This is a genomic window from Klebsiella sp. DY2415 (assembly GCF_026314315.1).
GTDB lineage: Bacteria > Pseudomonadota > Gammaproteobacteria > Enterobacterales > Enterobacteriaceae > Klebsiella > Klebsiella ornithinolytica.
On sequence record NZ_CP111115.1, the window covers coordinates 328171 to 353484 of the forward strand.

27 protein-coding genes are annotated in these 25314 nt (G+C 58.6%); 7 read left to right on the forward strand and 20 right to left on the reverse strand.

Annotated features, from left to right (window positions below):
- Position 1: 1 nt before the first annotated feature.
- The 13 genes from OQV00_RS01490 to OQV00_RS01550 all read right to left on the reverse strand — a co-directional run bounded on the left by OQV00_RS01490 (position 2) and on the right by OQV00_RS01550 (position 10787).
- Positions 2–586: a DUF3261 domain-containing protein gene (locus OQV00_RS01490; protein WP_015585581.1), complete on the reverse strand. Its 585-nt coding sequence runs from the start codon at positions 584–586 to the stop codon at positions 2–4.
- The gene (locus OQV00_RS01495; RefSeq protein ID WP_004868613.1) at positions 583–2907 is read right to left on the reverse strand and encodes an MMPL family transporter; all 2325 of its coding nucleotides are present in this window, start codon (positions 2905–2907) and stop codon (positions 583–585) included. Before OQV00_RS01495 ends, OQV00_RS01490 begins: the two co-directional genes overlap by 4 nt.
- Positions 2876–3481: an outer membrane lipoprotein carrier protein LolA gene (locus OQV00_RS01500; RefSeq protein ID WP_032718349.1), complete on the reverse strand. Its 606-nt coding sequence runs from the start codon at positions 3479–3481 to the stop codon at positions 2876–2878. The genes OQV00_RS01495 and OQV00_RS01500 overlap by 32 nt, the downstream gene beginning before the upstream one ends.
- Positions 3478–3900: an acyl-CoA thioesterase gene (locus OQV00_RS01505; protein WP_004868610.1), complete on the reverse strand. Its 423-nt coding sequence runs from the start codon at positions 3898–3900 to the stop codon at positions 3478–3480. The genes OQV00_RS01500 and OQV00_RS01505 overlap by 4 nt, the downstream gene beginning before the upstream one ends.
- A 3-nt stretch (positions 3901–3903) precedes the next feature.
- Entirely contained in the window at positions 3904–5595 is a 1692-nt protein-coding gene (locus OQV00_RS01510) for a glycosyltransferase family 2 protein (RefSeq protein WP_015585583.1), read from the reverse strand.
- Positions 5586–5939: an ApeI family dehydratase gene (locus OQV00_RS01515; protein WP_069476378.1), complete on the reverse strand. Its 354-nt coding sequence runs from the start codon at positions 5937–5939 to the stop codon at positions 5586–5588. The genes OQV00_RS01510 and OQV00_RS01515 overlap by 10 nt, the downstream gene beginning before the upstream one ends.
- The gene (locus tag OQV00_RS01520; protein ID WP_266279741.1) at positions 5926–7284 is read right to left on the reverse strand and encodes an AMP-binding protein; all 1359 of its coding nucleotides are present in this window, start codon (positions 7282–7284) and stop codon (positions 5926–5928) included. The genes OQV00_RS01515 and OQV00_RS01520 overlap by 14 nt, the downstream gene beginning before the upstream one ends.
- A complete protein-coding gene (locus OQV00_RS01525; RefSeq protein ID WP_004868602.1) occupies positions 7281–7862 on the reverse strand; it encodes a COG4648 family protein in 582 nt (193 codons plus the stop codon). The genes OQV00_RS01520 and OQV00_RS01525 overlap by 4 nt, the downstream gene beginning before the upstream one ends.
- A 5-nt stretch (positions 7863–7867) precedes the next feature.
- A complete protein-coding gene (locus OQV00_RS01530; RefSeq protein WP_004868599.1) occupies positions 7868–8119 on the reverse strand; it encodes an acyl carrier protein in 252 nt (83 codons plus the stop codon).
- 10 nt (positions 8120–8129) lie between these two features.
- On the reverse strand, positions 8130–8387 hold the full coding sequence (locus OQV00_RS01535) for a phosphopantetheine-binding protein (RefSeq protein ID WP_004868598.1): 258 nt from the start codon (positions 8385–8387) through the stop codon (positions 8130–8132).
- Positions 8368–9183, reverse strand: a complete 816-nt coding sequence (locus tag OQV00_RS01540) for a lysophospholipid acyltransferase family protein (protein WP_004868595.1) — start codon at positions 9181–9183, stop codon at positions 8368–8370. Before OQV00_RS01540 ends, OQV00_RS01535 begins: the two co-directional genes overlap by 20 nt.
- Positions 9180–9902: a beta-ketoacyl synthase chain length factor gene (locus OQV00_RS01545; RefSeq protein WP_069476379.1), complete on the reverse strand. Its 723-nt coding sequence runs from the start codon at positions 9900–9902 to the stop codon at positions 9180–9182. The genes OQV00_RS01540 and OQV00_RS01545 overlap by 4 nt, the downstream gene beginning before the upstream one ends.
- 495 nt (positions 9903–10397) lie before the next feature.
- On the reverse strand, positions 10398–10787 hold the full coding sequence (locus OQV00_RS01550) for a hypothetical protein (RefSeq protein ID WP_004868592.1): 390 nt from the start codon (positions 10785–10787) through the stop codon (positions 10398–10400).
- A 669-nt stretch (positions 10788–11456) separates the two neighbouring features.
- On the opposite strand from OQV00_RS01550, the gene OQV00_RS01555 reads away from it, so the two are divergent.
- Positions 11457–12677 carry an MFS transporter gene (locus OQV00_RS01555; RefSeq protein ID WP_134936040.1) on the forward strand — a complete coding sequence of 407 codons (1221 nt, stop codon included), beginning with the start codon at positions 11457–11459 and terminating at the stop codon, positions 12675–12677.
- Here the strand turns inward: OQV00_RS01555 and OQV00_RS01560 are convergent, their stop codons facing one another.
- Both OQV00_RS01560 and OQV00_RS01565 read right to left on the reverse strand, forming a co-directional pair.
- Positions 12678–13235: a DcrB family lipoprotein gene (locus OQV00_RS01560; RefSeq protein ID WP_004868586.1), complete on the reverse strand. Its 558-nt coding sequence runs from the start codon at positions 13233–13235 to the stop codon at positions 12678–12680.
- Positions 13236–13308: 73 nt separating this feature from the next.
- A complete protein-coding gene (locus OQV00_RS01565; protein WP_004868583.1) occupies positions 13309–13974 on the reverse strand; it encodes a 7-cyano-7-deazaguanine/7-aminomethyl-7-deazaguanine transporter in 666 nt (221 codons plus the stop codon).
- Positions 13975–14185: 211 nt separating this feature from the next.
- Between OQV00_RS01565 and tusA the strand changes: the two genes are divergently transcribed.
- Complete coding sequence (gene tusA, locus OQV00_RS01570; protein ID WP_004868581.1) at positions 14186–14431, forward strand: sulfurtransferase TusA; 246 nt, start codon at positions 14186–14188, stop codon at positions 14429–14431.
- A gap of 319 nt (positions 14432–14750) precedes the next feature.
- Here tusA and zntA read toward each other — a convergent pair whose 3' ends face one another.
- Together zntA and OQV00_RS01580 are read right to left on the reverse strand one after the other, a co-directional pair.
- On the reverse strand, positions 14751–16949 hold the full coding sequence (gene zntA / locus OQV00_RS01575) for a Zn(II)/Cd(II)/Pb(II) translocating P-type ATPase ZntA (protein WP_134936042.1): 2199 nt from the start codon (positions 16947–16949) through the stop codon (positions 14751–14753).
- Positions 16950–17027: 78 nt separating this feature from the next.
- Complete coding sequence (locus OQV00_RS01580; protein WP_004868576.1) at positions 17028–17654, reverse strand: lysoplasmalogenase; 627 nt, start codon at positions 17652–17654, stop codon at positions 17028–17030.
- 141 nt (positions 17655–17795) lie between these two features.
- On the opposite strand from OQV00_RS01580, the gene OQV00_RS01585 reads away from it, so the two are divergent.
- Positions 17796–18155 carry a DUF2500 domain-containing protein gene (locus OQV00_RS01585; protein ID WP_069476381.1) on the forward strand — a complete coding sequence of 120 codons (360 nt, stop codon included), beginning with the start codon at positions 17796–17798 and terminating at the stop codon, positions 18153–18155.
- A gap of 10 nt (positions 18156–18165) precedes the next feature.
- Here the strand turns inward: OQV00_RS01585 and OQV00_RS01590 are convergent, their stop codons facing one another.
- Together OQV00_RS01590 and rsmD are read right to left on the reverse strand one after the other, a co-directional pair.
- The gene (locus OQV00_RS01590) at positions 18166–18444 is read right to left on the reverse strand and encodes a DUF1145 family protein (RefSeq protein WP_113990798.1); all 279 of its coding nucleotides are present in this window, start codon (positions 18442–18444) and stop codon (positions 18166–18168) included.
- Positions 18434–19030 (reverse strand): 16S rRNA (guanine(966)-N(2))-methyltransferase, encoded by a 597-nt coding sequence (gene rsmD, locus OQV00_RS01595; RefSeq protein ID WP_266279746.1) that lies wholly within the window; start codon positions 19028–19030, stop codon positions 18434–18436. The genes OQV00_RS01590 and rsmD overlap by 11 nt, the downstream gene beginning before the upstream one ends.
- 191 nt (positions 19031–19221) lie before the next feature.
- On the opposite strand from rsmD, the gene ftsY reads away from it, so the two are divergent.
- From ftsY to rpoH, 4 genes are all read left to right on the forward strand, one after another.
- Positions 19222–20880 (forward strand): signal recognition particle-docking protein FtsY, encoded by a 1659-nt coding sequence (ftsY, locus tag OQV00_RS01600; RefSeq protein WP_044350532.1) that lies wholly within the window; start codon positions 19222–19224, stop codon positions 20878–20880.
- Between the two features lie 2 nt (positions 20881–20882).
- Entirely contained in the window at positions 20883–21551 is a 669-nt protein-coding gene (gene ftsE, locus OQV00_RS01605; protein ID WP_004868565.1) for a cell division ATP-binding protein FtsE, read from the forward strand.
- On the forward strand, positions 21544–22602 hold the full coding sequence (gene ftsX / locus OQV00_RS01610) for a permease-like cell division protein FtsX (protein WP_004868563.1): 1059 nt from the start codon (positions 21544–21546) through the stop codon (positions 22600–22602). Before ftsE ends, ftsX begins: the two co-directional genes overlap by 8 nt.
- A gap of 258 nt (positions 22603–22860) precedes the next feature.
- Positions 22861–23715, forward strand: a complete 855-nt coding sequence (gene rpoH, locus OQV00_RS01615; RefSeq protein ID WP_004868561.1) for an RNA polymerase sigma factor RpoH — start codon at positions 22861–22863, stop codon at positions 23713–23715.
- 51 nt (positions 23716–23766) lie between these two features.
- Here rpoH and pdxR read toward each other — a convergent pair whose 3' ends face one another.
- Positions 23767–25290 (reverse strand): MocR-like pyridoxine biosynthesis transcription factor PdxR, encoded by a 1524-nt coding sequence (gene pdxR, locus OQV00_RS01620; RefSeq protein WP_004868560.1) that lies wholly within the window; start codon positions 25288–25290, stop codon positions 23767–23769.
- Positions 25291–25314: the final 24 nt, after the last annotated feature.

Consider the following 25314-nt stretch of genomic DNA (forward strand, 5'->3'; position numbering starts at 1 on the left):
CTCAGTCACCCAGATATTGAATGGTGATGTGGTATTTAAAGGCCCGCTGCTCAATGCCGATCGGCTCGCGCTTACCCTGCCGGTTGAGGTAGGCGATCGCCGTCACCAGCTGCCCGCGGGCGTTGCGTAGCTCGCGGCGGTCGCCGGTGTCGATCAGGGTCCAGCCCTCCGGCAGCTGCGGTTGCCAGGCGGCGACAGGCCAGTGGCTGAGCATCACATCGGCCAGCACCTGACTTGCCGGCGGCAGCTGCGGAGCGGCGATAGACTGCTCGGTGTGCAGCCCCTTTTCATCATAGGTCACAAGAAACAGGCGGATCCCCATCGATGAGAGACCGGCGAGAGTGACTTTTTGCTCATCCGCGTTGAGCATCACCAGCAGCGACTGAGTCTGGCCGTGAAAACGCCCGGTAAGCAGCTGCTGGGCATTCAGCGGCGGGGTGATGCCTGGCGCCGGTAACGTCACGCGGGTTCCCGGCTCCAGCCATGCCTGCGGTCGCCCTTGCCCGGGGCTGGACGAGTGACTGCACCCGGCGAGGATGAAGGTGGCGGCCAGCGCCGCGGCGCACCAGAGTCTGTGTTTGATCATCGTCTTTTTTTCTCTTTTTTACCGGGCATCGCCAGCGGGGAGAGCAGGAAAGCGGTGAAAATACCGCTGACCAGCACAATGCCAAAACTGCTGATGGCCTGGGTGGCGCTGAAGACCAGCATGCCGAGGGTCAACAGGGTGGTCATCATGGCGAGGATGATGGCCAGCAGCGACGTCAGCGGCGTTCCGCGCGGGTTGCTGAAAAACAGGGTGTAGTTGATACCAATCCCCAGCACCAGCACCAGCGCCAGCAGTGAAAACAGGTTCACCGGGTGGCCGCTGAAGGCGAGGGCTGCCAGCCCGCAGCCTAACGACAGCACGGAGGGCACCAGGCCGATCGACCCTTTGCGCCAGCCGAGACGCAATATGGCGCCACAGGCGATGACCGCCAGCGCAACGACCAGCAGGCCCGTCAAAATATGGCGATAGAGAGTAAACAGTTCGTCAAAGGCACTTTTTCTGTCTACCCACGCGACGCCGGGCTGCTTTTCACTCAGGGCCCGTAGCGCCGCGCTTGTTTTCACGCCGTCAACCGGAACCAGCACGCCGCTCTCGCCCGCTGGCAGCGTCAGCCACAGCAGGCGCCAGCCTTCGCTGGCCGGGCTGGCAAGCCAGTCATCGACCGTGACCGGCATGGCCGACAGATCCGCATCGACCGTTTTGAGCCCGGCGTTTTGCAGCGCGGCGGTGACCGCCGGTGCTGCCGCGTTGAGCAGCGCCAGATCCTGGCGTTGACGGGCCAGCGAATTGAGCGGAAGCGTGCGATAACCGCTGAGCATCCCCTGACGTTTCGCCTCGGCAAGGGCAGGTGCAAAGGCCTCCAGCCGCTCCAGCGTCTGCTGCGGCGTCGCACCGTAGACCACGAACCATTTCTGATCAACGCTCTGGCCGGTCAGGGCGACGATCGCTTTTTCTTCGGCCAGAAGATGCTGCGGCAGCGCCTGGAGCTGTGAAATATCGTCATCGACCCGCAGGGTGGCGATACCGGCCAGCGAGAAGAGCGCCAGCGTCAGCGGCAGGCCAATATACAGTTTTTTGTTGCGTCGCCATGCCGCCAGCCAGCGAAGCATGAGCCCCATCGCCGGCACCGGGCGAACCGGCAGACCGCGGGACAGCAGCGGATGCCAGAAAATCACCGTCAGGCAGGAGGCGCTCAGTCCGACGGCGGCGAACACCGACATCTGGCGAATACCGGGGAAGGGGGCGAGCATCATGATGAGATAGGCCACCACGGCCGTCAGCAGCGCCAGCAGCAACGTGCGGCGGACTTTGGCAAGGCTTTGCCACGGCGTGGCATCATGCCCGTGGACCATACGTTCCGTGAGATAGTACAGCGTATAGTCGGCGGAGATACCGATAATGCTCATGCTCATCACCAGCGTCATCAGATGCAGTTCGCCAAACAGCAGCAGCGTGGCGACGGTGCCCGCCAGCCCGCCAATGCCGACGGAAATCACGCACAGCAGCAGCGGCCGAAGCGAACGGAAGGTCACGACGATAAGCAGGATCACCCCAAGCAGCGTGGCGATGCCGAGGGTGGAGATATCCTGCTTCGCCTGCTGGCTGGCGTAGTCGCTGTAAAACACCGTCCCGCGGGTGAGCACCTGTGCCTGCGGGTAGCGCGCTTTTAATTGCTCTTCCAGCTCCGCGAGGGTCGTCACGACGCGGTGCGTCTGCTGCATATCGAATGAGGAACCTGCCAGCTCGCCGTGGATCAGATACCAGTCATTTCCCTGCTTATCCTGGGCCACCAGCCAGCCGTCTTTGAGCTGCAAACGCTGGCCGTTTTGCGCCATCGCCAGCTGCGAGCCGCGCATCAGCATCAGCGGATCGTTTTGCAGCTCTTTGCCGCTGACGCCGGAAAAGGCGGAGTAGAGCTGGGAGAGGACCCACTGCGCCTGCGCTGCGCCGCCGTTTTGCAGGCGAGCGCGGGTGGCATCATCGATAAGCCCGTTGCGGTGCTGCCAGAAAAAGGCTCCCCACGCCTGCTGGCTGGCGGCATCCATTGGGCCTTTCACGTCCGCGAGAGCGTGCGATTGCTGAAGGAGAGTGAGCCATTCGCCTGCCGCCTGAGGACCGGCCTGCTTGCCGGGGCTCACCAGCCAGACTATCTGCCGGTCCAGCCGCTGCATAAAGCCATCGTTCAGGGCCGGGGGAATAGCGCCAAGGGTCTGCTTCGGCAACATCGCCAGTACGCTGCTGTTGACCCGCGATTGCGGCAGTAGCGTCAGCAGAACGCCCAGCATCAGCAGGCAGACGCAGCCCCACAGCAGCGCGATGCTCCGGCGGTTACGGTGCAGCAAATCGTTGTCGTTCGTCATCGGTCAGTTGCGCGGGCGTCAGTTGATGTTGAGAGAGGACGATATCGGTACGATCGCCTTGTTTATCATTGAGTTGAATATTTTCCAGGTTGCGCTGGCCCGCCAGGTCGATGGTGGCGAAGATTTTATCCAGCGGTGTGGTTTTCGGCGTCAGGCGCAGGGTCCATCGCCCTTCGCCGGTATCGGCAAACTCGACGCGGAAGTTCTGCTCCAGCACCTGACGGTCGGCCTGAAACAGCGCGCGCAGCAAATGGTTGAACTGGAACATCTGCGGGTTGTTCTCGGCGGTGATCGTCTGCGGCGGCTGGCCGCCGATCGCCTGTACCATCCGTTTATCATCCAGCAGGAGCTGCATCGGGAACGGGGCGGTCTGATCCCACAGCAGCCCCTGGTCGCGGGCGATCAGCATCTGGCCCTGGGATCGCAGCGGCTGCGGCAGATCCTTAATGGTACGGGTTTGATCGAAGTGGGCGCGGATCACCGGCTGTTCGGTAAAGCGCTGCTGCAGATCGTCAAGCGTCAGGGCGCTGAGCAACGGGCTAATCAGCAGCGCCAGCAGGGGCCACCATCTCATGGCTTCACCCCCATGCGCTCAAACAGGATGTCCGGGCTGACGAAGCTCATCTCACGGCTTTTCTCCTCCACGGCGACCTGGATGGTATAGCCGGTGGTGGTGCGTTTTCCGCTGTCGGCGGCGAAAATTTCATAGCCGATGCGCAGCCGGTTTTCGTACTCTTCTATCCGGGCGCGCACGCGAAAACGTTGTTCAAAGGTCAGCACGTCGCGATATTTCACCCGGGTATCCACCACCGGCCACAGATAGCCGGATTCTTTCATCTGGCGGTAGCCATAGTTGAACTGATTGAGCAGCGCCTCGCGGGCAATCTCAAAGTAGCGAAAGTAGTTGCCATGCCACACCACGCCCATCATATCGACGTCGTGAAACGGTACGGTCAGCTCTACCTCGGCAGTAAAACGGGGATCGTTAAGCACCCTTTACTCCTTCTCTTTGGCATCCGGCAGCTGCCAGAAATCGAAAAAATTGAACCAGTCCAGCGGCGACTGCAGCGCGTAGTGCTCAAGGCGCTGTGCATAGCGGTCAATGGCATGCTGTAACGCCGCCTGGCGTTCTGCGCGAGGCAGCGTCAGCGGGTCGGCGAAGGGTTCGCAATGAATATGCAGTTTGCCCTGCTGGCGCAGCGCAAAAATCAGCTGCACCGGACAGCGCAGGATCGACGCCAGAATAAACGGCCCCTGCGGGAAAGGCGCGGGTTGTCCCATGAACTCACTCCAGCAGACGCGCCATTCGCCGCCGCGCTGGGGCGTCACGGCGATGCGGTCGCCGACGATAGCCACCCATTCGTTCCGCTCCAGCTTCTCTTTGAGCAGCATCGCGGTCTCCGGGCCGATATCGGTCACCGGCATCAGGTTGATCCCGGCCTGCGGCGCCATCTCCTCCATGATCTGTTTAAAGCGGCGGGCGTTATCGCTAAACACCAGTGCGTTAATGACCTGACCGCCCTGCAATTGCGCCAGCGCCCGGCAGGCCTCGACATCGCCGAGATGGGAGGCCAGCAATAGCTTGCCGCCGGGAGTCCTGTTGCTGAGCGCTTCTTCCGCTCCGGGAGCGAAAACCACATCGCGTCCGAAGCGTAATTCGCCGCGCCAGCCGGCGATTTTGTCGAGCATCGCCTCGCCAAAGCGCAGAAAATGGCGATAGCTGTTGAGGTGCGCGGGCAGCGGCTGCTGACGGGCGGTAAGCTGCACGCGCACGCGCGACAGCCAGTTTTGCGAGGCCTGACGGGCGCGGTGCGCGATCAGCCAATAGACGGCCACCACCGGGTAGAGCAGCCACGAAAACGCCCTACGCCCCAGCAGTCGCCAGACCAGCAGCATCAGACGCATTCCCCACAGCCCTTTGACCTCCTGCTGCTGCGCCCAGTGGATTGTCCGACGGCGAAACAGCAGGGAAGGGATACGCGGCAGCATGCCGAGGAACAGGCGAGTGTGCATCCACGAGATGCGACAGTTGTCCTTAAGCGCATCAAAATGAGACAGCCCGTCCGCGGGATAGGTCACGCGGGTCGCAACAAAATGGCTGTCATTACCCTGCCAGTAGAGACGCACCATAACTTCGGTATCGAAATCCATCCGTTTACCCAGCGCCACGCGCTGTGCCAGCTGTAGCGTTGGCGCAATCGGGTAGACGCGAAAGCCGCACATGCTGTCTTTCAACTGGAGCGAGAGTGTTTCTATCCACACCCAGATGTGGGTAATCCAGCGGCCATAGAGGCGTGAGCGGGGGATCGTGTTGTCGTAAACGGGACGCCCGGAGATCAGCGCGGTCGGGTGTGCTTGCGCGAGGGTCAGCAGCTGTGGAATATCCTCAATGGCGTGCTGCCCGTCGGCATCCACCTGCACGGCGTGGCTGAAACCCGCCGCGGCTGCGGCCTGCAGACCGCGGATCACCGCCGCGCCTTTGCCGGCATTTTCCGTCAGGCGAATCAGCGTCAACCCGGGATCCTGCGCCGCCAGTTGTTCCAGCACCTGGCGCGTCGGCGCGTCGCTGCCATCGTCGACCACAATGCACGGCAGATTGCAGGGCCGTAAACGGGCCAGTACCCGGGGCATCATCGCGCCGTGGTTGTAGCAAGGGATCACCACACAGGGCGCGAAGGTTACTGACATAGACGGATTTTCCCGCTGCTGGCGGTATGCCGCGCTTCGCCATCGTGGCGCTGATAGTTGAAGGTGAGTATCTGGCGCGCTTCCTGCCAGTGCAGGGTGAGCGTGACGGTCGCATCCGGCAGGAGCGGCGCCTGGAATTTGACGTTCTGAATGCTGTGGAACCGCCAGCCTGGCGCCAGCAGCGTGGTGGCGTAATGCATGACCCAGTCCAGCTGGGCAACGCCGGGCAGCAGCGGCTGTACGGCAAAATGGCCGCTAAACCAGAAAAGGCCAGGATCGAGGTACAAGACAATCTCAACCTGCTGCTGATGCGCCTGATTCCCTTCAATTTCATGGGGTTTCATGAAATAACTCCTGTAATTGCGCATATACGCGCTTGTTCATGCTGTTCACCGGGATCTCTTCGATAATGCGCCAGTAGCGGGGAATGGCGACCGACTCAAGCCTTGGCCGAAGCGCTCGTCGCCACGCCTGCTCAAGGGGTTTATTGGCGGATTGCCACTTCTGACGGGTATGGTCATTGAGCACCAGCAGGACACCGATGGCCTGGCGGCCACCGCGGCTGACGGGTAAAGCCACCGCGTCCTGAATTCCCTCCAGTTCCAGCAGGCGCTGTTCAATTTCGCTGAGTGAAATCCGCTTTTCTTCAATTTTAACCACCCGTCCCCGGCGTCCGGCCAGACGAAACTGTCCGTCATCGGTGAATTGCAGGGTATCGTCGAGTAGCAGGCCATCTTGATGGGCAATCAGCGGCGAAAATACGCGAAACGCTTCGCCTTCGGGGAGAAAGCTGACCCCGGGGAAAGGCCGCCAGTCGTCTTGCTCCTGCTCGCGGCAGCGCCAGGCAAGGATGCCGGTTTCGGTACTGCCGTAAATCTCATCCGGCCTGCATTTAAGCCAGTCGCTCGCCCCGGTCACCTGCTCCCAGGGCAGTACTCCGCCGGCAGAGAACAGGATCGCCACCGGCGGCGGATTCAGTCTGGGGTCAAGGCGCTTCAAAAAGGCCGGACTGCTGATAAACGCATAGCGATGCCGGGGATCCAGCGCGCTGAGTTGCTCGGCATAATTCAGCATTGCCGCGTCTAGCGGCAGGCCGAGCGCCATGGGCAGGAAAATGCGAAAGGTCAAGCCGTAAAGATGCTGGGGTGCTACCGACGCGACAATACGACAGCCGGCCAGCCGGTCGGCAAAGTGCGTGGCCAGCAGTTCAGCCTCGCGGTCGAGAACGGCCAGCGATTTGATAATTCGCTTCGGTTGCCCCGTCGAACCTGAGGTGAACAGCTCAATGGCGGCGTCATCAGCCAGCGGGTGAAAGGTGACCGTCTGCGTGGGAGAGCGTCGGGAACGGCTGATGACCCATGTCGGGCCGCTCCAGCCAAGGGGCTTTTCACTGAGCACGCCATCGAACAGCGCGCGTTGCTCTTCCAGCTGAGAGAGGCGGCTGTGCCCCGGGATCACCGGCGTTTTGTGGGCATGCAGCGTGGCCAGCAGCGCGACCAGAAACAGATAGCTGTCGTCAAAACAGAGCGCCCAGCGTTGACCCTGGTGCTGCTGCAGCCGCTCCACGCAGCGCGCAACGTCATTGCGCAGATGACCCAATGTCCAGAACTGGTCTCCCCGCCAGGCCACGAGGGTGTCGGCCGAACGCGGGGCACTCAGCCAGCGGACCACAGAAAGAGGCGGCATCATAAGGATTCTCGCTTCATCACCCGACGGCGTACCAGCCACTCTCCGGCCATCAGGGCGCCGATCAGCAGATAGGCGATCATGCCGTTCCACGCGGTCCAGAGCGCCATATCACCGTACAGCGCCGTCAAGAGGGCGATACTGCCATTGACGATAAAAAACAGGCACCAGATCTGCGTGACCCGACGGGTATAGCGCACGGCGGCGGCGGGGAGGTGAGGCTCTCGTATGCGGGCCAGGCGTTCCACCAGCGGCATGGTTGTCCACAGCGAACCGCCGAACGCAGCCAGCATCACGGCGTTGACCACCAGCGGGTAAAACAGCAGCAGCTGGTGCGTTTTCAGCAGTGTGCTGGCCACGCAGAGGGCGATCCCCGCCAGCGCGACCACCTGGGTGACGATGCGCAGCGGACCCGCCTGCCGCCGGGTCTGGCGCAGGCGTAAATAGAGCAGCAGCGCCATTAAAGGGAGCAGCCAGCGCAGGCTGTTATGCGCGAGGCCCAGCCAGATGACGCCAGGCCAGGCCAGCAGGAGCAGGCTTGTCAGCAGCAGAATACCCTTGCGTGGAAGTGCCCCCGACATGCGGATCAGGCTTCCCGGGACAGGCGTTCGAGGGCATCAACCACATCCTGCACGGTACGCACGGCTTTAAATTCTTCTGCTTTGATTTTCTTGCTGGTTTTCTTCTGCAGGTGGACGATCATATCGACCGCGTCGATGCTATCCAGCTCCAGGTCTTCGTACAGCCGCGCTTCCGGTTTGATGTCTTCAGGATCGATCTCGAACAGCTTAACCAGCAGTGCCGAGACGTCGGCATAAATATCATGTGATTCAGTCATGGGGCGAGCCTCAGGTACGTTGAGCGTCGATAAACGCGGCCAGGGTGGCAACGGAGAAGAAATGCTGGCGCATCTCGTCGCTTTCGGCGGAGAGCACCACGCCGTAGCGGTTTTTTACCGCCAGCCCCAGCTCCAGGGCGTCGATGGAATCCAGACCCAGGCCATCGCCAAAGAGTGCCGCATCGGTGTCAATGTCGTCAGCCGACAGTTCTTCCAGATTCAACGTAGTAATTATGAGATTTTTAATTTCAAGATAGAGCGCTTGCATCATTAATTCCTGAAGTAGGCGTAGTACCTGATTGTAATTGAAGCAAAAGATGCCGATTTAGCTGCCGTGCCGCCAGCGATGGCGTCTGTGAGCTGGCATCGAAAAACTGGTTGATACGTATCCGCTCCCGCACCTCAATCGTAAACAGAGGTTTGGTGGGCGGCGCATCGTACCATTTGCACTGCTTGCCAAGCATGTGCTCGCTGCAGCGGATTGTCACGACCCGTAAATCGCTGGCGCAGCGCACGGCAATATTGGCCGCGCCGCGCTGTAACGTCATCTGTTCACCGGGGCGCGTCCGCGTGCCTTCGGGGAAAATCAAAATGGTATCCCCCTGCTGAAGGCGGCTCAGACTGGCGGGCAGCAGCGAATCCGCCTGGTCATTAAGCAGATAATCCGCTGCGCGAATCACGCCGCTGACGAACGGGTTCTTCAGCAGGCTGCTTTTTACCATGCAGTCGGTTTCCGGCATGATCGAAGCCAGCATCACGTAGTCGATCAGGCTGGGATGGTTGGCCACCACCAGACAGCCTCGCTCCTGGCGTAGAATATCACCGCCTTCAATGCGGTAATCCAGCACGCCGACGGCTCTGACCACCGCCAAAAAGAGGCGGAAACTGGCGGCAATGCTGCGCCGCGCCAGGCGACGGCGACGGGGTTTGTTCCTGATAACGATCAGCAGCAGGTTGAACCAGATGAGGGACAGCAGCAGTCCACCAAGACCGAACAAGGCGAAACAGACGCCGGTCATGGCTCCCCGCCAGACCCGGTTCAGTCGTGCCAGGATAGGGTTCATGCGCGGCTCCATTGCCACTGCACGCGCTCGCCGGGCAGGGTAAAGGCGGGGCTGTCCTGCAAATAGTGTTGTAAAAATAACAGGCTTTGCGGTAGCGCGGTCTCTGCGGACGTTTCGCCGCGACGGGTGACACAGCGCAGCGCCGTCCCGGCTTCAATCACCAGCGCCAGCGCATAGGGCCAGGTCGGCATTTCTGGCGATAGCTGCGGATGATAAAACTCGGGCAGGTAGCCGTCGAAATCCACCATTAATACCCGCTGATAACCTGCCTGCAGCAGGCACATGACTTCGCATAGCCCTTGCTGGAAGGTATCCCGCCCGGCCGACAGAGAGGAGGAAACGATCGGCCGCTGTGCGGCAATCGTCAGATTGCCCACCGCCGAATTATGGACGGAGAGGGCAAAGTCGGTCGGGGAGATGGCCTGCTGCGTCGCCAGGGCGTGGAGAATACGATAATTGCGTTCAAGTTCGCCGTGGCGACTGGTGTACAGTATGGCGTCGATTTGATGACGGCGCAGCATTGCCAGCCCGCACTCAACGGCGAGTTTACTGCCGGAGCTAAGACGTCTGGCGGTCATCATCGGTAATTCGGTTAATTTTGCCTGCGGGGCTGAGGGATCGAAGGCGTGCGGATGCCGTGACCATTGCTGCCACTGTGTCGCTTCGCTCATTCCCGGGGCTCTGCCCTGCCAGTCAACTATGTTTAGTGCAAATTTCATCAACGCGTATCCGCGATAAATCGGTGATCTTAGTGCCATTTTTAACGGCACTTTTTATTTTTGTTGTGGCACGCGTATACAGTATGGCTAACGCCTGGACCAACGATGTATTACCGGCCTGGATTGTTTACCGTTCCGCTTTTGGCCGACCGGATATCCGGCCTCAGAATGAGACTGAGGGCATATCGGCAAGCGTATTCACCGTATGGCAATTTATGCGGCGAAGTCAGGGCGTATTTTCGATATTTTCACATGCCAGCGCAATTTATTATGGTAACTATTCGCGCCTGAGAGAGATATTCTGTTATTCCATCAACAGGTCTGTGACCTGACTCTGACATTTCCGCCACATATTCTACCGGGTGGCAAACGAATACATAGGATAATGCCGAAACCGGTTTCGCATCAGAATAGTCTCTGATCCTGTTCCTCTTCAGGAGTCAGCATTTGCGCGCTGACTCCTGAATCAATGATGGGCTGAGATGACGTGGACAATCACAGGCTCGAACCAGCGGCTAAATTTACCTGAATATCTTTATCCAGATTGTGGACCCAGCGGTTATAGTTTTTATGGATTTTCCCACCGGAGGCCATCATATTGCTGCTGCTGACGTAGTGAATAGAATAACCGCTGGCGGAGTAATTAATACGGACCTCAACGACATGGTCGCGCGCCTGCTGACGCGCGGCGATCGCGCCAGGCGCGGTTTGCGACATGATCCACTGGCGCTGCACGCCGGCCCGCAGAATGGCCTGTTTCACCTGATCCTCTGTATGACCGGCGCTCACGGCGGTCTGGATTTGCTCCACCGGCGCGGTGCGCGCACAGCCGGCCAACGCGCCTGCAACCGCAATAGCGGCGAACCACTGCACATACTTTTTCATGAACACTCCCTGTCAAATTACCGGTAATACAATGAAATGGCTGACGTTAAAAATGAATGTCAGTCGCCATATAGTTCCGGATAAATATCCGGTATGGATTTCCGTGTTGTCTTAAGATGAGACGGTTTTCATCATAAAGGATAGCGAGCGAGGCCACCAGCAGTTATGAGTGATAATGAATGGTTTGATGAGGTTGAATTTTAACGGCATGGCGGGAATTCCCGAAGCTTATACCCTTGACATTATTATTCGCCAGACCGTTAATTCGCGGGGGATATTCAGGTATATCGCTGACGGTATTTAAATAAATATGTCGTAGATTGCCAGTGGCATGTGTGTTGGCGACGTCCGTTCACTCCGCTGACCGGGCTATCGGTGTTCCCGGGCGAGTCTTGCTCCTCACCCGACGCCGCCTTCGGCTATTCACATTTGCTCCTGACGAATGGGGCTCTTTTGCCGGCCTGTTCCGGCTAGCGACAAAAACATTCATCCCGTGGCGGAGCGAAAATGACCGTCAGTTATCCTCTGGCAGCACTTGCTGGCAGACGCTGTACTCGATGCTGAGATTGACCGTGCGGCCCGTCGAGCGCGAATTTCTGCGCCGCGGGCTGCTTTTGAGCAGACGACGTGGTAATAGTGAAACATTGTTGTAAAAGTCAGGTGGACCCAATGCCCGAACCCGTTGACGAACCGGCGCTCAATGGAGTGCGCCTTAATCTGCGGATTGTCTCCGTGGTGATGTTTAATTTTGCCAGCTACCTGACAATTGGCCTGCCGTTGGCCGTTCTGCCGGGCTATGTCCATGATGTGATGGGATTTAGCGCGTTCTGGGCCGGCCTGGTCATTAGCCTGCAATATTTTGCCACTCTCCTCAGCCGCCCTCATGCCGGACGCTACGCCGATCTCCTTGGGCCGAAAAAGATCGTGATCTTCGGGCTGTGCGGCTGTTTTCTCAGCGGTTTGAGCTATCTGCTGGCGGCCGTCGGCAGCGGCTGGCCGATCCTTAGCCTGACTCTGCTGTGCCTCGGCCGGGTGATTCTCGGTATCGGGCAAAGCTTTGCCGGTACTGGTTCAACGCTATGGGGAGTGGGGGTGGTGGGCTCGCTGCATATCGGGCGGGTGATTTCGTGGAACGGAATCGTGACTTACGGGGCGATGGCGATGGGGGCGCCGCTCGGCGTGCTCTGTTACTCCCTTGTCGGGCTGCCGGGGCTGGCGTGGGCGATTATGGCCGTGGCGCTGGTCGCTATTCTGTGCGCGCTGCCGAGGGCGGCGGTCAGAGCGACGAAGGGCAAAGCGATGACGTTTCGCGCCGTGCTGGGCCGGGTCTGGCCGTATGGGATGGCGCTGGCATTGGCTTCCGCCGGGTTTGGCACGATCGCGACGTTTATTACCCTGTTTTACGACGCCAAAGGCTGGGACGGCGCGGCGTTTGCGCTGACGCTATTTAGCTGCGCGTTTGTTGGCACGCGTCTGCTGTTCCCCAATGGCATTAATCGTCTGGGGGGGCTGAACGTCGCGATGCTGTGCTTTAGCGTTGAGATTGTCGGACTTCTGCTGGTGGGGTTGGCTGAGACTTCAACGATCGCCAAAGTCGGGACCTTCTTTGCTGGCGCCGGTTTTTCACTGGTCTTCCCTGCGCTGGGGGTGGTGGCGGTGAAGGCGGTGCCGCAGCAGAATCAGGGCTCGGCGCTGGCGACCTATACGGTATTTATGGATCTGTCTTTAGGCATTACCGGGCCGCTGGCCGGGCTGCTGATGGCATGGGCCGGGATTTCCACCATTTATCTGGCGGCGGCGGGGCTGGTGGCGGTGGCGCTGTTGCTGAGCTGGCGGTTAAAAAAACGGCCCCCGGCGGTGTCACCGGAGGCCGCTACGTCAGGCCAGTAGTTACTGGATGACGAGGGTATTGATGATGTTTTCAGCTGCGCTTTGCGCCTGCTGCTGATTGTCTGCCGGCAGCGTGATCTGCAGGGTCAGCAGCTTATCGTCAACCTTGCCGAGAATGACGGAAGACCAGGCGGTCTGGCCTTTGGCGGAGATGATGCTGTCCAGCTGCTGCAGCGTGTGGCCTTTGATATCAATCGATTTATTGGTGACAACCTGCAGCTGTGGATCGCGGCTGCGCTGCTGATCTTCCAGGCGTTGAGCCAGCACGCTCAATTCTTCATTGGTGCTGTCACCAACAATCACGATCACCGCTTTCTGTCCGGTGGCGTCAGAATAGACGTGCATGTTATTGGCCTGGGTACCCAGCTTGCCGCTCTGATCGGTCATTCCTGCTGGCAGGGAAAAACTCAGCTTGCCATCCAGCAGGCTGATATTTTGTCCGCTGGCATTGCTTTCCGCAGCAGCCCCGGCAGTCGGCGTTTTTGTGTCGCTGTTATCACAGGCCGCAAGCCCCATAACCAGCAGGCCAATACCGACATATTTAACCAAATTGCGCATTGACATCTTCCTTTCGATAAACGGCCATTAACGGCTCATTCGCTTATCTTATCACATCAACCTGCGAGTACTCTTAACCTGGCTGCAATGCGGATAAATCAGATTTATCTGCCAGTTTTTTCAGCAGCATATTCAACAACATGCCATACATCGGCAGGAAGAAAACAATGCTAATCAGTACCTTGAAGCTGTAGTCGACAATCGCGATTTCTCCCCAGTTCGCCGCCATAAACGGGTCCGGACTACGCCAGAAAGCGATGAAGAAAAAGGCCAGGGTATCGCTGACGTTGCCGAACAGGGTCGAGGCGGTCGGCGCCAGCCACCAGCGGCGGTTTTGACGCAGGCGGTTAAAGACGTGGACATCGAGGATCTGGCCCAGCGCGTAGGCCATGAAACTGGCGGCGGCGATACGGGCGACGAACAGGTTAAAGTGGGTCAGCGCGGCAAAGCCTTGCCATTCGCCCATATAAAACAGGGACGAGATGCCATAGGAGATCAGCAGCGCCGGGACCATCACCGCCAGGATAATGCGTCGTGCCAGCGGCGCGCCGAAAATCCGCACCGTCAGATCGGTGGCGAGGAAGATAAACGGAAAGCTGAACGCGCCCCAGGTGGTATGAAAACCAAAAATGGAGATCGGGAGCTGCACCAGATAGTTGCTGGAGGTGATAACCAGCAAATGAAAAAGAGAAAGCCAGACCAGCGCTTTTTGACGCTGTGACGTTGTAAATGGACTCATATTGTGACCTTTTTAGTGATTGGGGTGAGGGAACCCAATAAATCAATACTCGTGCCGTGTTTTGCCAACCCACGAGTACCAGTTTGAAGCGGCAGAATGATACTGCGTTGAGCGGGTATTGCAATGGTTGTTTTTCGCGCAAACGTTAACCTGACTTGCGTAGCGGAAAAGTGGGGGTAAACTAGGGCCGTTTTGTTGATGTGAGATGAAAATGACCGAACTTTTCTCCAGCCCTGACCACACTCTGGATGCTCAGGGCCTGCGTTGCCCGGAGCCGGTAATGATGGTGCGTAAGACCGTACGTACTATGCCGGTGGGCGAAACGCTGCTGATTATCGCCGACGATCCGGCGACAACCCGTGATATTCCGGGTTTTTGCCGCTTTATGGAGCATGAGCTGCTGGCGCAAGAAACCGCGGCGCTGCCCTATCGCTATCTGATTCGTAAAAGCCATTAAGCACGGGTTTGCGTGCCTCTCCCGGAGGCGGGGCAATGCCCCTGTCCGGGCTACAAAATCCAAAGACCGCACGCTCCCGTAGCCCCGGTAAGCAGCGCGCCACCGGGGGTAAACGGTGCGATTGCCGCAGGCCGTCTTCCCGGAGGCGGGGCTATAAAGTCCAAAAACCGCACGCTTCCGTAGCCCCGGTAAGCAGCGCGCCACCGGGGGTAAACGGTGCGATTGCTGCAGGCCGTCTTCCCGGAAGTGGAGCTACCAAATCCAAATATCGCACGCTCCCGTCGCCCCGGTAAGCAACGCGCCACCGGGGTCTTTCCGCTTACTTCTTACGTAACAGTCGCAGGGCGTTAGCGGTCACCAGCACCGTAGCCCCCGTATCGGCCAGCACCGCCAGCCACAGCCCGGTCAGTCCGAGCAGCGTAGTGATAAGAAAAATTCCCTTTAAGCCAAGCGCAATCGCAATGTTCTGCCGAATATTGGCGTGGGTGGCGCGGGCCAGGGAAATCATCTGTGCCAGACCGGTTAAGCGGTTATGCGTCAGGGCGGCATCGGCGGTTTCCAGCGCCACGTCGGTTCCGCTGCCCATGGCGATACCAATGGTGGCGGCCTTCATTGCCGGCGCGTCATTAATCCCGTCACCGACCATCGCCAGCGGCGCAGCGGCATTGAGCGCCGTGACCGCCTCCACTTTATCGGCCGGCAGCAGCCCGGCACGGAATTCCAGCCCCAGTTCCCCGGCAATGGCGGCAGCCGCCCGCGGGTTATCACCGGTCAGAATTACGCCCTGCACCCCCAGACGATGCAGATCGTCGACCGCCTGACGGGCGTCGTCTCGCAGCGTATCCTGCAGCGCCAGAATGCCGAGCAGAGACTGTTCGCGCAGTACCAGCACAACCGTCTGACCCGCGCTCTCCAGCTGCTGAATCTGCGCCTCATGCTCTGCGGCGGCGTCGTTGCCTGCCGCGCAAATCAGTATCTGATGACCGTCGACTTCGGCTTCAATGCCCGAACCCGCCAGTGCGCGCTGACCGCGGGCAGACGGAATCGTCAGCTGGCGCTGCTGGGCTTCGCGCACGATGGCCTGCGCCAGCGGGTGGCTGGAGCCTTGTTCCACTGCCGCCGCCAGCGCCAGCAGGTCATTTTCATCCACGTCATTCAGGGCGATGGCGGCGGTGACGCGCGGTTGGCCGACGGTTAGCGTCCCGGTCTTATCAAAAGCCACCTGACGTATGCGACCCAGTTGCTCAAGCGCTGCGCCGCCTTTAATCAGGGCACCGCGACGCGACGCCACCGCCAGCCCGGAAGTAATGGCCGCCGGAGTGGAAATGACCAGCGCACAAGGACAGCCGATCAGCAGCAGCGTCAGACCTTTGTAGATCCACGGTAGCCAGGCGGCGGCAAAGAACAGCGGCGGTACGATGGCGACCAGCAGGGCGACGACCATAATGGCCGGTGTGTAAATCCGGCTGAAACGATCGATAAAGCGTTCAATCGGCGCCCGACGTTCCTCCGCTTCTTCAATCAGCTTCAGAATGCGGTCAATGGCGCTGTCGCCCGGCTCAGAAATCACCGTCAGTTGCACCAGGCGGTCGACGCTGGTGGCGCCTGCCGCCACGCGTTCTCCGGAGCGGCGCTCGATCGGCACCGACTCACCGGTTAAGGCACTTTCATCGAAGCTGGCGAACGGCGTGCGCAGCTGACCATCGGCGGGCAGGCGACCACCTGCTGCGACTTCAATTACGTCTCCAGGGCGGAGATCGCGCTGGGCGACGGTTTCCCGCACGCCGTCACGCAGGCGAGTGGCGGTATCGGGTTTTAACGCCATCAGCGCGCTTACCCCCTGGCGGGCACGGCTGGCCGCCCAGCCTTCAAGGCGCTCGCCAACCATAAACAGCAGCAGCACCATCGCGGCTTCGGCCGTTGCGCCGATAAACAGTGCCCCGATGGCGGCGACGCTCATCAGTGTTTCAATGGCAAACCAGCTACCGCTGCGGATCAGGCGCAAAGCCTGACGAGCGACGGGCCACAGACCCACAAGCGTGGTGGCAATGAATGCCAGCTCGCCGAAGGGGTGGTTGAGCTGCTCCAGACCCCAGCTCAGCGCCATCAGTAGTACCAGCGTTATCAGCGGCAGGTTCTCGCGCAGAGGTGAGGTTTCCGGCGGCGGGGCGCTTTCATCGCGCAGCGTATAGCCCGCGGCACGTACCGCGCTTTCGACGGCAGTGCGAATATCGGCATCGGCGTTGACCAGCAGTTTTTCGGTGGCAAACAGAACCTGCACCTGGTTGACGCCGGGTACCTGGCGCACCGCCGTTTCGACTTTACGGGCGCAGGCGGCGCAGTCCATGCCTTCAACCAGCCAGCGATAGCGCGCCTCGTTTAACCCCTCGCTGTCGGCGGCGTTATCGGCGGCACAGCCAGATTCCGTGCAGCAGCTGTCAGCCTGGGCGACAACCGGCTTTAATTTGAATGACGAGAACTGTGGGACTTTTTTATCCTGCGTTTCTGGAGTCGACATGGGACCCTCCCGGTAATGATAATTTTCTCATTACCAGAAGGATACACTCTGGAGTCGACTCCAGAGTCAAGCGCAAAATTACAGATACAGCGCGCGGACGATCAGAAAGTGGCCGGCAAAGTAGAAGGCGGCGGCGATGGCGTTATCGGCGCGGAAGCGACGGCGATAGTGGCTGATCAGCCAGACAATATTACTCAACAGCAGGAATGTCGCACCGGCGAAGCCTGAGAATGCGGTATCCGTCGGGCGGAAGAACCACAGCTCACCGGCCAGCCAGACCATCACCAGGGTCATGCCGATAAAGGTGAAAACCGGCATGCGCAGATCTTCCAGCCGGCTCCAGATGACCGCAAGCAGCAGCGCGCCGATAACCAGCAGCACCAGCGGCAGCGGCCAGAAAAACGACATCGTCATCTGGCTGGCAAACCAGATCGTGTACAGCAGATGCGACAGGAAAAAGGCCCCCACCGCATACATCACCCGCTGGCGCGGCAGCAGCGTTAATGCATCGCCCAGCAGCGAAGCGCACAGCCCGGCGAGTACCAGGTAGCTGATAGCGTTGAACATTGGCGCCTGCCAGGCCAGCAGCAGCAGCAGGATCAGCGTGACGGGTTTAAAAACCCAGCGCTGCCACGTGGGGCCGCGATAGGACGCATCGACGAAAAGCCATGCGGAGAAACAGACAGCAATAAACGACCAAAGCATAGTAAGTCCTTGTATCTGTTATTATTAAGTGAGTGGTGTATTGGCAGTACTGAAACTTAGTGTAGTGGTTCGGGCGGGCAGATGACAACGTTAATCAAGGCGCGGTATGCTTATTCCTGAGAATTCTTATGGGTGAGATGAATGAGCAAGGTTCCCCTGTTTTTTATTATCGTCGTCGCCATTATTGTGGTGGCCGCATCGGTCCGCTATGTACAGCAACGACGGGAAAATATGGCTAACGACGCCGCGCCGCTGCTACAAAAGCGGGTGGTGGTGAGTAACAAACGGGAGAAGGTGATCAACGATCGCCGGTCGCGCCAGCAAACCGTAGCCCCCGCCGGCAGCGATATGCGCTATGACGTGAGCTTCAGGCCGGAAACCGGTGGCCTGGAAGTCAGTTTTCAGCTTGAGGCGGCGCAATATCATGCGCTCAGCGTCGGTGACCGGGGAACGCTGAGCTACAAAGGCTCAAGGTTTGTCGCGTTTACGCCAGAACCTTGAGCCCACGAGGTTACTTCTTACGCAGCGTGGCCTTGAGTTTTTTCTGCCAGGCCACCAGTTCAAACACGCCAAAGATAAAAATACGGACCTGTTCAAAACGGCTCAGCGGCGGGGCATCTTTCGGCTGAGTGGCCTTCAGCAGCGTCAGCTGCAGACCGTGCATCAGGATCATAAAGATCAGAGCAACGTTAACGAAGATGTTCAGCGGCTTCGGGAAAGGCTGAAACAGGTTTAATAATAAAAATGCCCAGACGCACAGCATCAACACGCGGCCAAAATTAATCAGCATAATTTTCTCCTTTTGCCTCACGTTGATAGAGACGGTAGGCGACCTGTCCGGCCACTTTCTCACGATACAGATGCCAGCATGCCGGCACCGGCGGTAAGCCATTTTCGACTTCGCTCTCAACGTAGATGAGCGCTTCATCGGCGAGCCAGCCGTTATTTTCCAGCAGACGCAGCGTCTCTTCCAGCAGACCTTTGCGGAAAGGCGGATCGACAAACACGATATGGTGCGGCGTGCCTGGCTGATTAAGGTAGCTGAGCGTATTGGTATTGACCACCTTGCCATGGCTGGCTTTCAGGGTCGCCAGGTTTTTTTGCAACTGTTGAGCGACGCCGCGCTCCATTTCCAGCAGCGTGGTGCTGCCCGCATAGCGCGACAGCGCTTCCAGCCCGAGGGCGCCGCTGCCGGCAAAGCAATCGAGGCAGTGCGCATCGACCATGACAGGCGCCAGCCAGTTAAAAAGGGTTTCACGGACCCGGTCGGTAGTCGGGCGCAGGCCCGGGCTCTCGGGCACCGGTAATTTCCGCCCCCGCCATTGCCCACCAATAATACGGATCTGGCCGCTGCCCGTGTGGTTTGGTTTCTTCATCTCGTTGCTCAGGTCTCCACTTTCAGCCCGCTATTCTAGCGATCGAACGCGGATGACGAAACCTTAATCCGGGGGCGGTGATGCGAGTTAAGTTAAGTGATAGACTATCCGACTAATTTCATCATTTTTCAGCTTCCGCTATTGTTATGCCGAAGCTGTGCCATGAATAAACAGCGGGAGTGTCGTCGCAAATGGCAAAAGAGAAAAAACGTGGCTTCTTTTCCTGGCTGGGCTTTGGACAAAAAGAACAGGCGCAGGAAACCGAGACCGAACAGAAAGTAGAAGGGCAAACCGACGTTGCCGAACAGCATTCGGCTACAGCGTTGCCTGCTGAGACGGTGGCGGCACCAGAAGCGGATACGGTAAGCGCTTCTACGGTGGAGAAAGAGGACGCGGAAGCTTTTGCGGCCGATGTCGTTGAGGTGACTGAACAGGTTGTTGAGAGCGAATTACCGCACTCTGAGCCGGTGACGCCTGCGGTTGAAGCCCCGGCCGAAGTCGAAGCGATCCCTCAGCCGCACGCTGCTATTGACGAAGCGCCAGCCGCCAGTACGTGGGTCGAAGAGGCTGCCGTTGAACAGGTTGTGGCTGAGACCGCTGCTGAAGAGACGGTTGCTGAAAAGCTGCCGGCGGAAGACCTCGCTGCTCCGGAGTCGCTGGTCGAAGATGCGATCGCTCAGCCGGTTGTCGCGGAAGCGGTAGCAGGGCAGACGCCGGAAGCGGTGACGGATGAGCCGCAAGTCGCTGCCGTGGACGACGCGGTGAGTGATGAGCCGCGCGGTGAGGAGCAGCCTGAATCTGCTCTGTCTGATGAAGAGCTTGAAGCTCTGGCGCTCTCCACTCAACCTATTGATGATAAAGAGGTTGTTGAAGCGGAAGAACAGAGTCAGCCGGATGATTCCGCTCAGCAGGAGCAGGAAAAACCGACGAAAGAGGGCTTTTTCGCCCGTCTGAAACGCAGCCTGATTAAAACCAAACAGAACCTCGGTTCCGGATTTATCAGTCTGTTCCGCGGCAAAAAAATCGACGATGATCTGTTTGAAGAGCTGGAAGAGCAGCTGCTGATTGCTGACGTCGGCGTGGAAACGACCCGTAAGATCATTACCAATCTTACCGAAGGCGCCAGCCGTAAGCAGCTACGTGATGCGGAAGCGCTGTATGGCCTGCTGAAAGAAGAGATGGGCGATATCCTGGCGAAAGTGGATGAGCCGCTGAATGTTGAAGGGAAAACGCCATTTGTTATTCTGATGGTGGGCGTGAACGGCGTGGGTAAAACCACCACTATCGGTAAACTGGCGCGTCAGTTCGAACAGCAGGGTAAATCGGTGATGCTGGCGGCCGGGGACACCTTCCGTGCCGCGGCGGTAGAACAGCTGCAGGTCTGGGGTCAGCGCAACAACATTCCGGTGATTGCTCAGCATACCGGCGCGGACTCGGCATCAGTGATCTTCGATGCTATTCAGGCCGCGAAGGCGCGAAATGTTGACGTGCTGATCGCCGATACCGCGGGTCGTCTGCAGAATAAATCGCACCTGATGGAAGAGCTGAAGAAAATTGTCCGGGTGATGAAAAAACTGGATGAAGATGCGCCGCATGAGGTCATGCTGACCATCGATGCCAGCACCGGGCAAAACGCGATTAGCCAGGCCAAACTGTTCCATGAAGCCGTTGGCTTGACCGGCATCACATTGACTAAGCTGGACGGTACCGCGAAAGGTGGGGTTATCTTCTCGGTCGCCGACCAGTTCGGTATTCCGATTCGCTACATTGGCGTCGGTGAACGTATTGAGGATCTGCGTCCGTTTAATGCGGGCGACTTTATTGAGGCACTTTTTGCCCGAGAGGATTAATCATGATTCGCTTTGAACAAGTCAGCAAAGCCTATCTCGGTGGGAGACAAGCGCTGCAGGGGGTGAATTTCCACCTGCAGTCGGGCGAGATGGCATTTCTGACCGGCCACTCCGGCGCGGGGAAAAGTACCCTGCTTAAGCTTATCTGCGGTATTGAACGGCCGAGCGCCGGGAAAATCTTATTCGGCGGCCACGATATTAGCCGCCTGAAAAGCCGTGAGGTGCCGTTTTTGCGCCGTCAGATCGGCATGATTTTCCAGGACCACCACCTGCTGATGGACCGTACGGTGTTTGATAATGTCGCTATTCCGCTGATTATTGCCGGCGCCAGCGGCGATGATATTCGTCGCCGTGTGTCGGCGGCGCTGGACAAGGTCGGGCTGCTGGACAAAGCGAAAAACCTCCCTATTCAACTCTCCGGCGGCGAACAGCAGCGCGTGGGGATTGCCCGCGCGGTGGTCAATAAGCCTGCGGTGTTGTTGGCGGATGAACCTACCGGTAACCTCGACGAGGCGCTCTCGGAAGGGATTTTACGCCTGTTTGAGGAGTTTAACCGCGTAGGCGTAACGGTTCTGATGGCGACGCACGACCTGGGGCTGATTTCCAGCCGCTCGTATCGCATGCTGACCCTGAGCGACGGTCATATGCATGGAGGCCATTGGGGTGAATAAGCGCGACGCAATAAACCAGATTCGCCAGTTCGGTAGCAGGCTCGATCGCCTCCGCAATGGCGCAGGCGCGGGCGGCGGCGGTGGGCGTAATGCGCCGAAGCGGCCAAAAGCAGCGCCGGGCCCGGCTTCCCGTAAGAGCAACGTCTTTAACGAACAGGTTCGCTATGCCTGGCATGGCGCGGTCCAGGATTTAAAAAGTACGCCGCTGGCTACCTTCCTGACCATTATGGTTATCGCCATTTCGCTGACGCTGCCAAGCGTGTGCTACATGGTGTACAAGAACGTCAACAGCGCGGCGGCGCAGTACTACCCGTCGCCGCAGATCACCGTTTATCTTGAGAAAACGCTGGACGATGACGCGGCGGCGCGAGTGGTTGGCCAGCTCCAGGCAGAACAAGGCGTAGAGAAGGTGAACTATCTGTCGCGGGATGAAGCGCTTGGCGAGTTCCGCAACTGGTCTGGCTTTGGTGGCGCGCTGGATATGCTGGAAGAGAACCCCCTTCCGGCCGTCGCGATTGTCGTGCCGAAGCTGGATTTCCAGAGCACCAATGCGCTGAATACGCTGCGCGATCGCGTGACGCACATTCAGGGCGTGGACGAAGTGCGTATGGATGACAGCTGGTTTGCCCGCCTCTCCTCGTTGACCGGGCTGGTGGGCCGGGTGTCGGCGCTGATTGGCGTGCTGATGGTGGCGGCTGTGTTCCTCGTTATCGGCAACAGCGTACGCCTGAGCATTTTTGCTCGTCGCGATACCATTAACGTGCAAAAACTGATTGGCGCGACCGACGGCTTCATCCTGCGTCCGTTCCTGTATGGCGGTGCGCTGCTGGGCTTCTGCGGTGCCTTTTTATCGCTGATTTTGTCGGAAATTATGGTGATGCGCCTGTCGTCCGCGGTGACGGAAGTCGCGCAGGTGTTTGGAACCAAGTTTGAACTCAGCGGGTTAGGCTTCGACGAGTGTCTGCTGATGCTGATTGTCTGCTCGATGATTGGCTGGGTGGCGGCCTGGCTGGCTACCGTGCAACATTTACGTCACTTTACCCCCGATTAAAAAAAGTCTGATATAATCTTTCCCTGCACTGATGAATGTCTCTCTGCAGGGAAAGAGTCCCTGTTGTCTCTTCCCTACGTTTCATTTCCATGTCACATTTTGTGCGTAATCTATTCACATCGTTGCATGGAACTTGTGGATAAAATCACTGTCTGATACTAATGTGGGTGATATTCTCGTTGCTCATAAACGCTGGCATGTTTGTTGCTCATCTCATGGGAACCATCACGTCAGACGATATCGATTGAGAGGATTTGAATGACCAAAGATATGCAAACTTTAGCTTTAGCCCCCGTTGGTAACCTGGAATCGTATATCCGGGCTGCGAACAGCTGGCCGATGTTATCGGCTGATGAAGAGCGGGAGCTTGCTGAAAAGCTGCATTACCAGGGCGATCTGGAAGCAGCGAAAAGGCTGATCCTGTCTCACCTGCGCTTTGTTGTTCATATTGCTCGTAATTACTCGGGCTATGGCCTGCCGCAGGCGGATCTGATTCAGGAAGGCAACATTGGCCTGATGAAAGCCGTGCGTCGTTTCAACCCGGAAGTGGGCGTGCGTCTGGTTTCCTTCGCCGTACACTGGATTAAGGCTGAAATTCACGAATACGTTCTGCGTAACTGGCGTATTGTGAAAGTCGCGACCACCAAAGCGCAGCGTAAGCTGTTCTTTAACCTGCGTAAAACTAAGCAGCGTCTGGGCTGGTTTAACCAGGATGAAGTCGAGATGGTGGCCCGTGAGCTGGGCGTGTCGAGCAAAGACGTACGTGAAATGGAATCCCGTATGGCGGCGCAGGACATGACCTTCGACATGTCGTCGGACGACGAGTCCGATAGCCAGCCGATGGCACCGGTGCTCTACCTGCAGGATAAAACGTCTAACTTTGCCGATGGCATTGAAGATGATAACTGGGAAGAGCAGGCGGCCAACAAGCTGACCGACGCGATGCAAGGTCTGGACGAGCGTAGCCAGGACATTATCCGCGCCCGCTGGCTGGACGAAGACAATAAGTCGACGCTGCAGGAACTGGCGGATCGCTATGGCGTGTCGGCTGAGCGCGTGCGCCAGCTGGAAAAGAACGCGATGAAGAAACTGCGTACTGCCATCGAAGCATAACGCAACAGCGTACATACTCGCCTCTGTGCAGGCACCCGATAACGCCCCACATTACGTTGGGGCGTTTTGTTTTTCTGCGTCTGCTTTTTCGGCCAGCACCTGCGGGCATAGCGTCTGCAGACATGCCAGCAGGATACGGAAGGCCGGCTCCATTTGCGCTTCTGCCAGGCTGGCAAAGCCCATCAATAGCCCCTTCTTACGTTCTTCCGTCAGATAGTAGCGCGAGAGCGGACGCACCAGAATATTGTGGGCATTGGCCTGTCTGGCGATCGCGACATCGTCCGCGTCGTCTGGCAAGTTGAGGATCAGATGCAGACCGGCGTTATCGCTGAAATCTGACAGCGCCTGCGGGCTGCAATAGCGCTGAATCAGCTCGGTCAGGCAGGCGCGACGGCGGCTGTACAGCAGGCGCATTCGTCGGATATGGGCGGAGTAATGGCCCGCGTTGATGAATTCCGCCAGCGCCATCTGAATCAGCGAATGGCCGCCGCGATAGAGTTCGGCATGGGCGCTTTTCAGATCGCCAATCAGCGGACGCGGCAGCACGACATACCCCAACCGCAGCCCCGGGTAGAGAGTCTTACTGAATGTTCCGATATAGACGACCGGCGCGTCGGCAATCAGTCCCTGCAGCGCCGGAATCGGCTGGCCGGAAAAGCGAAATTCGCTGTCGTAATCATCCTCGACGATCCAGCAGCCGTGCTGGCGCGCCAGAGCCAACAGGCGCTGACGGCGCTCCAGGCTCATCACCGCCCCCAGCGGATACTGATGCGATGGGGTGACAAAAATCAGGTGCGGCGCCGCCTCAACTGTCTCCGGCGGGCACAGGCCGTTGGCATCGACGGTAATGGGATTGACCCGCACATCATTCATCGCCAGCACGTGACGGATCCCCCAGTAGGAGGGCTCCTCGACCCACGCCAGATCGCCACTATCGCAGAGCATACGCGTCACCAGATCGATTGCCTGATGGATCCCTTCCGTAATAAGAATTTGATCTGCCTGGCAGTGAACGCCTCGGGACACGCGCAGGTAATCCACTAATGCCTGCTGCAGTTCCGGCGTACCGCCGTTACAGCTGTAGCTCAGTCGCTCGGGTTTCGGGCGGCGGCTGATACGGGCCTGAATCTTGCTAAATAGCGGGTGGGGGAAAGCATTGACGTCCGGTACGCCAGGGATAAACGCTCCCCACTGGCGCGGGCTGGCGCTGACGTGGCTGAGCAGCTGTTGCCCGCGGCGCGACAAAAAGGGGGTTGCCGTCAAGTCGCTGCTATTTTCGGCGATGCTGCCAGTAGAAAGAGAAATATCCGGCCCGGTTTTCGCGACGAATGTGCCGCTTCCGCGGCGGGAAACCACATATCCTTCCGCCTGCAATTGTTCATAAGTTGTTAATATGGTGTTTCTTGAAACGCCGAGCTCCCCGGCCAGATCTCGCGAGGGGGGCAGGCGGCTATGGGGCGCTAAAGAACCGTCCAGAATCGAGCGACGAACCGCGTTGTATAAGCGTTTATGCAGCAGCGGGTCTGTCTCCTCCTGCAATCTGACCAGCACAAGGTCACCGACGAGTGAGCGCAATTGGATCCCTCAGATAATCTAAAT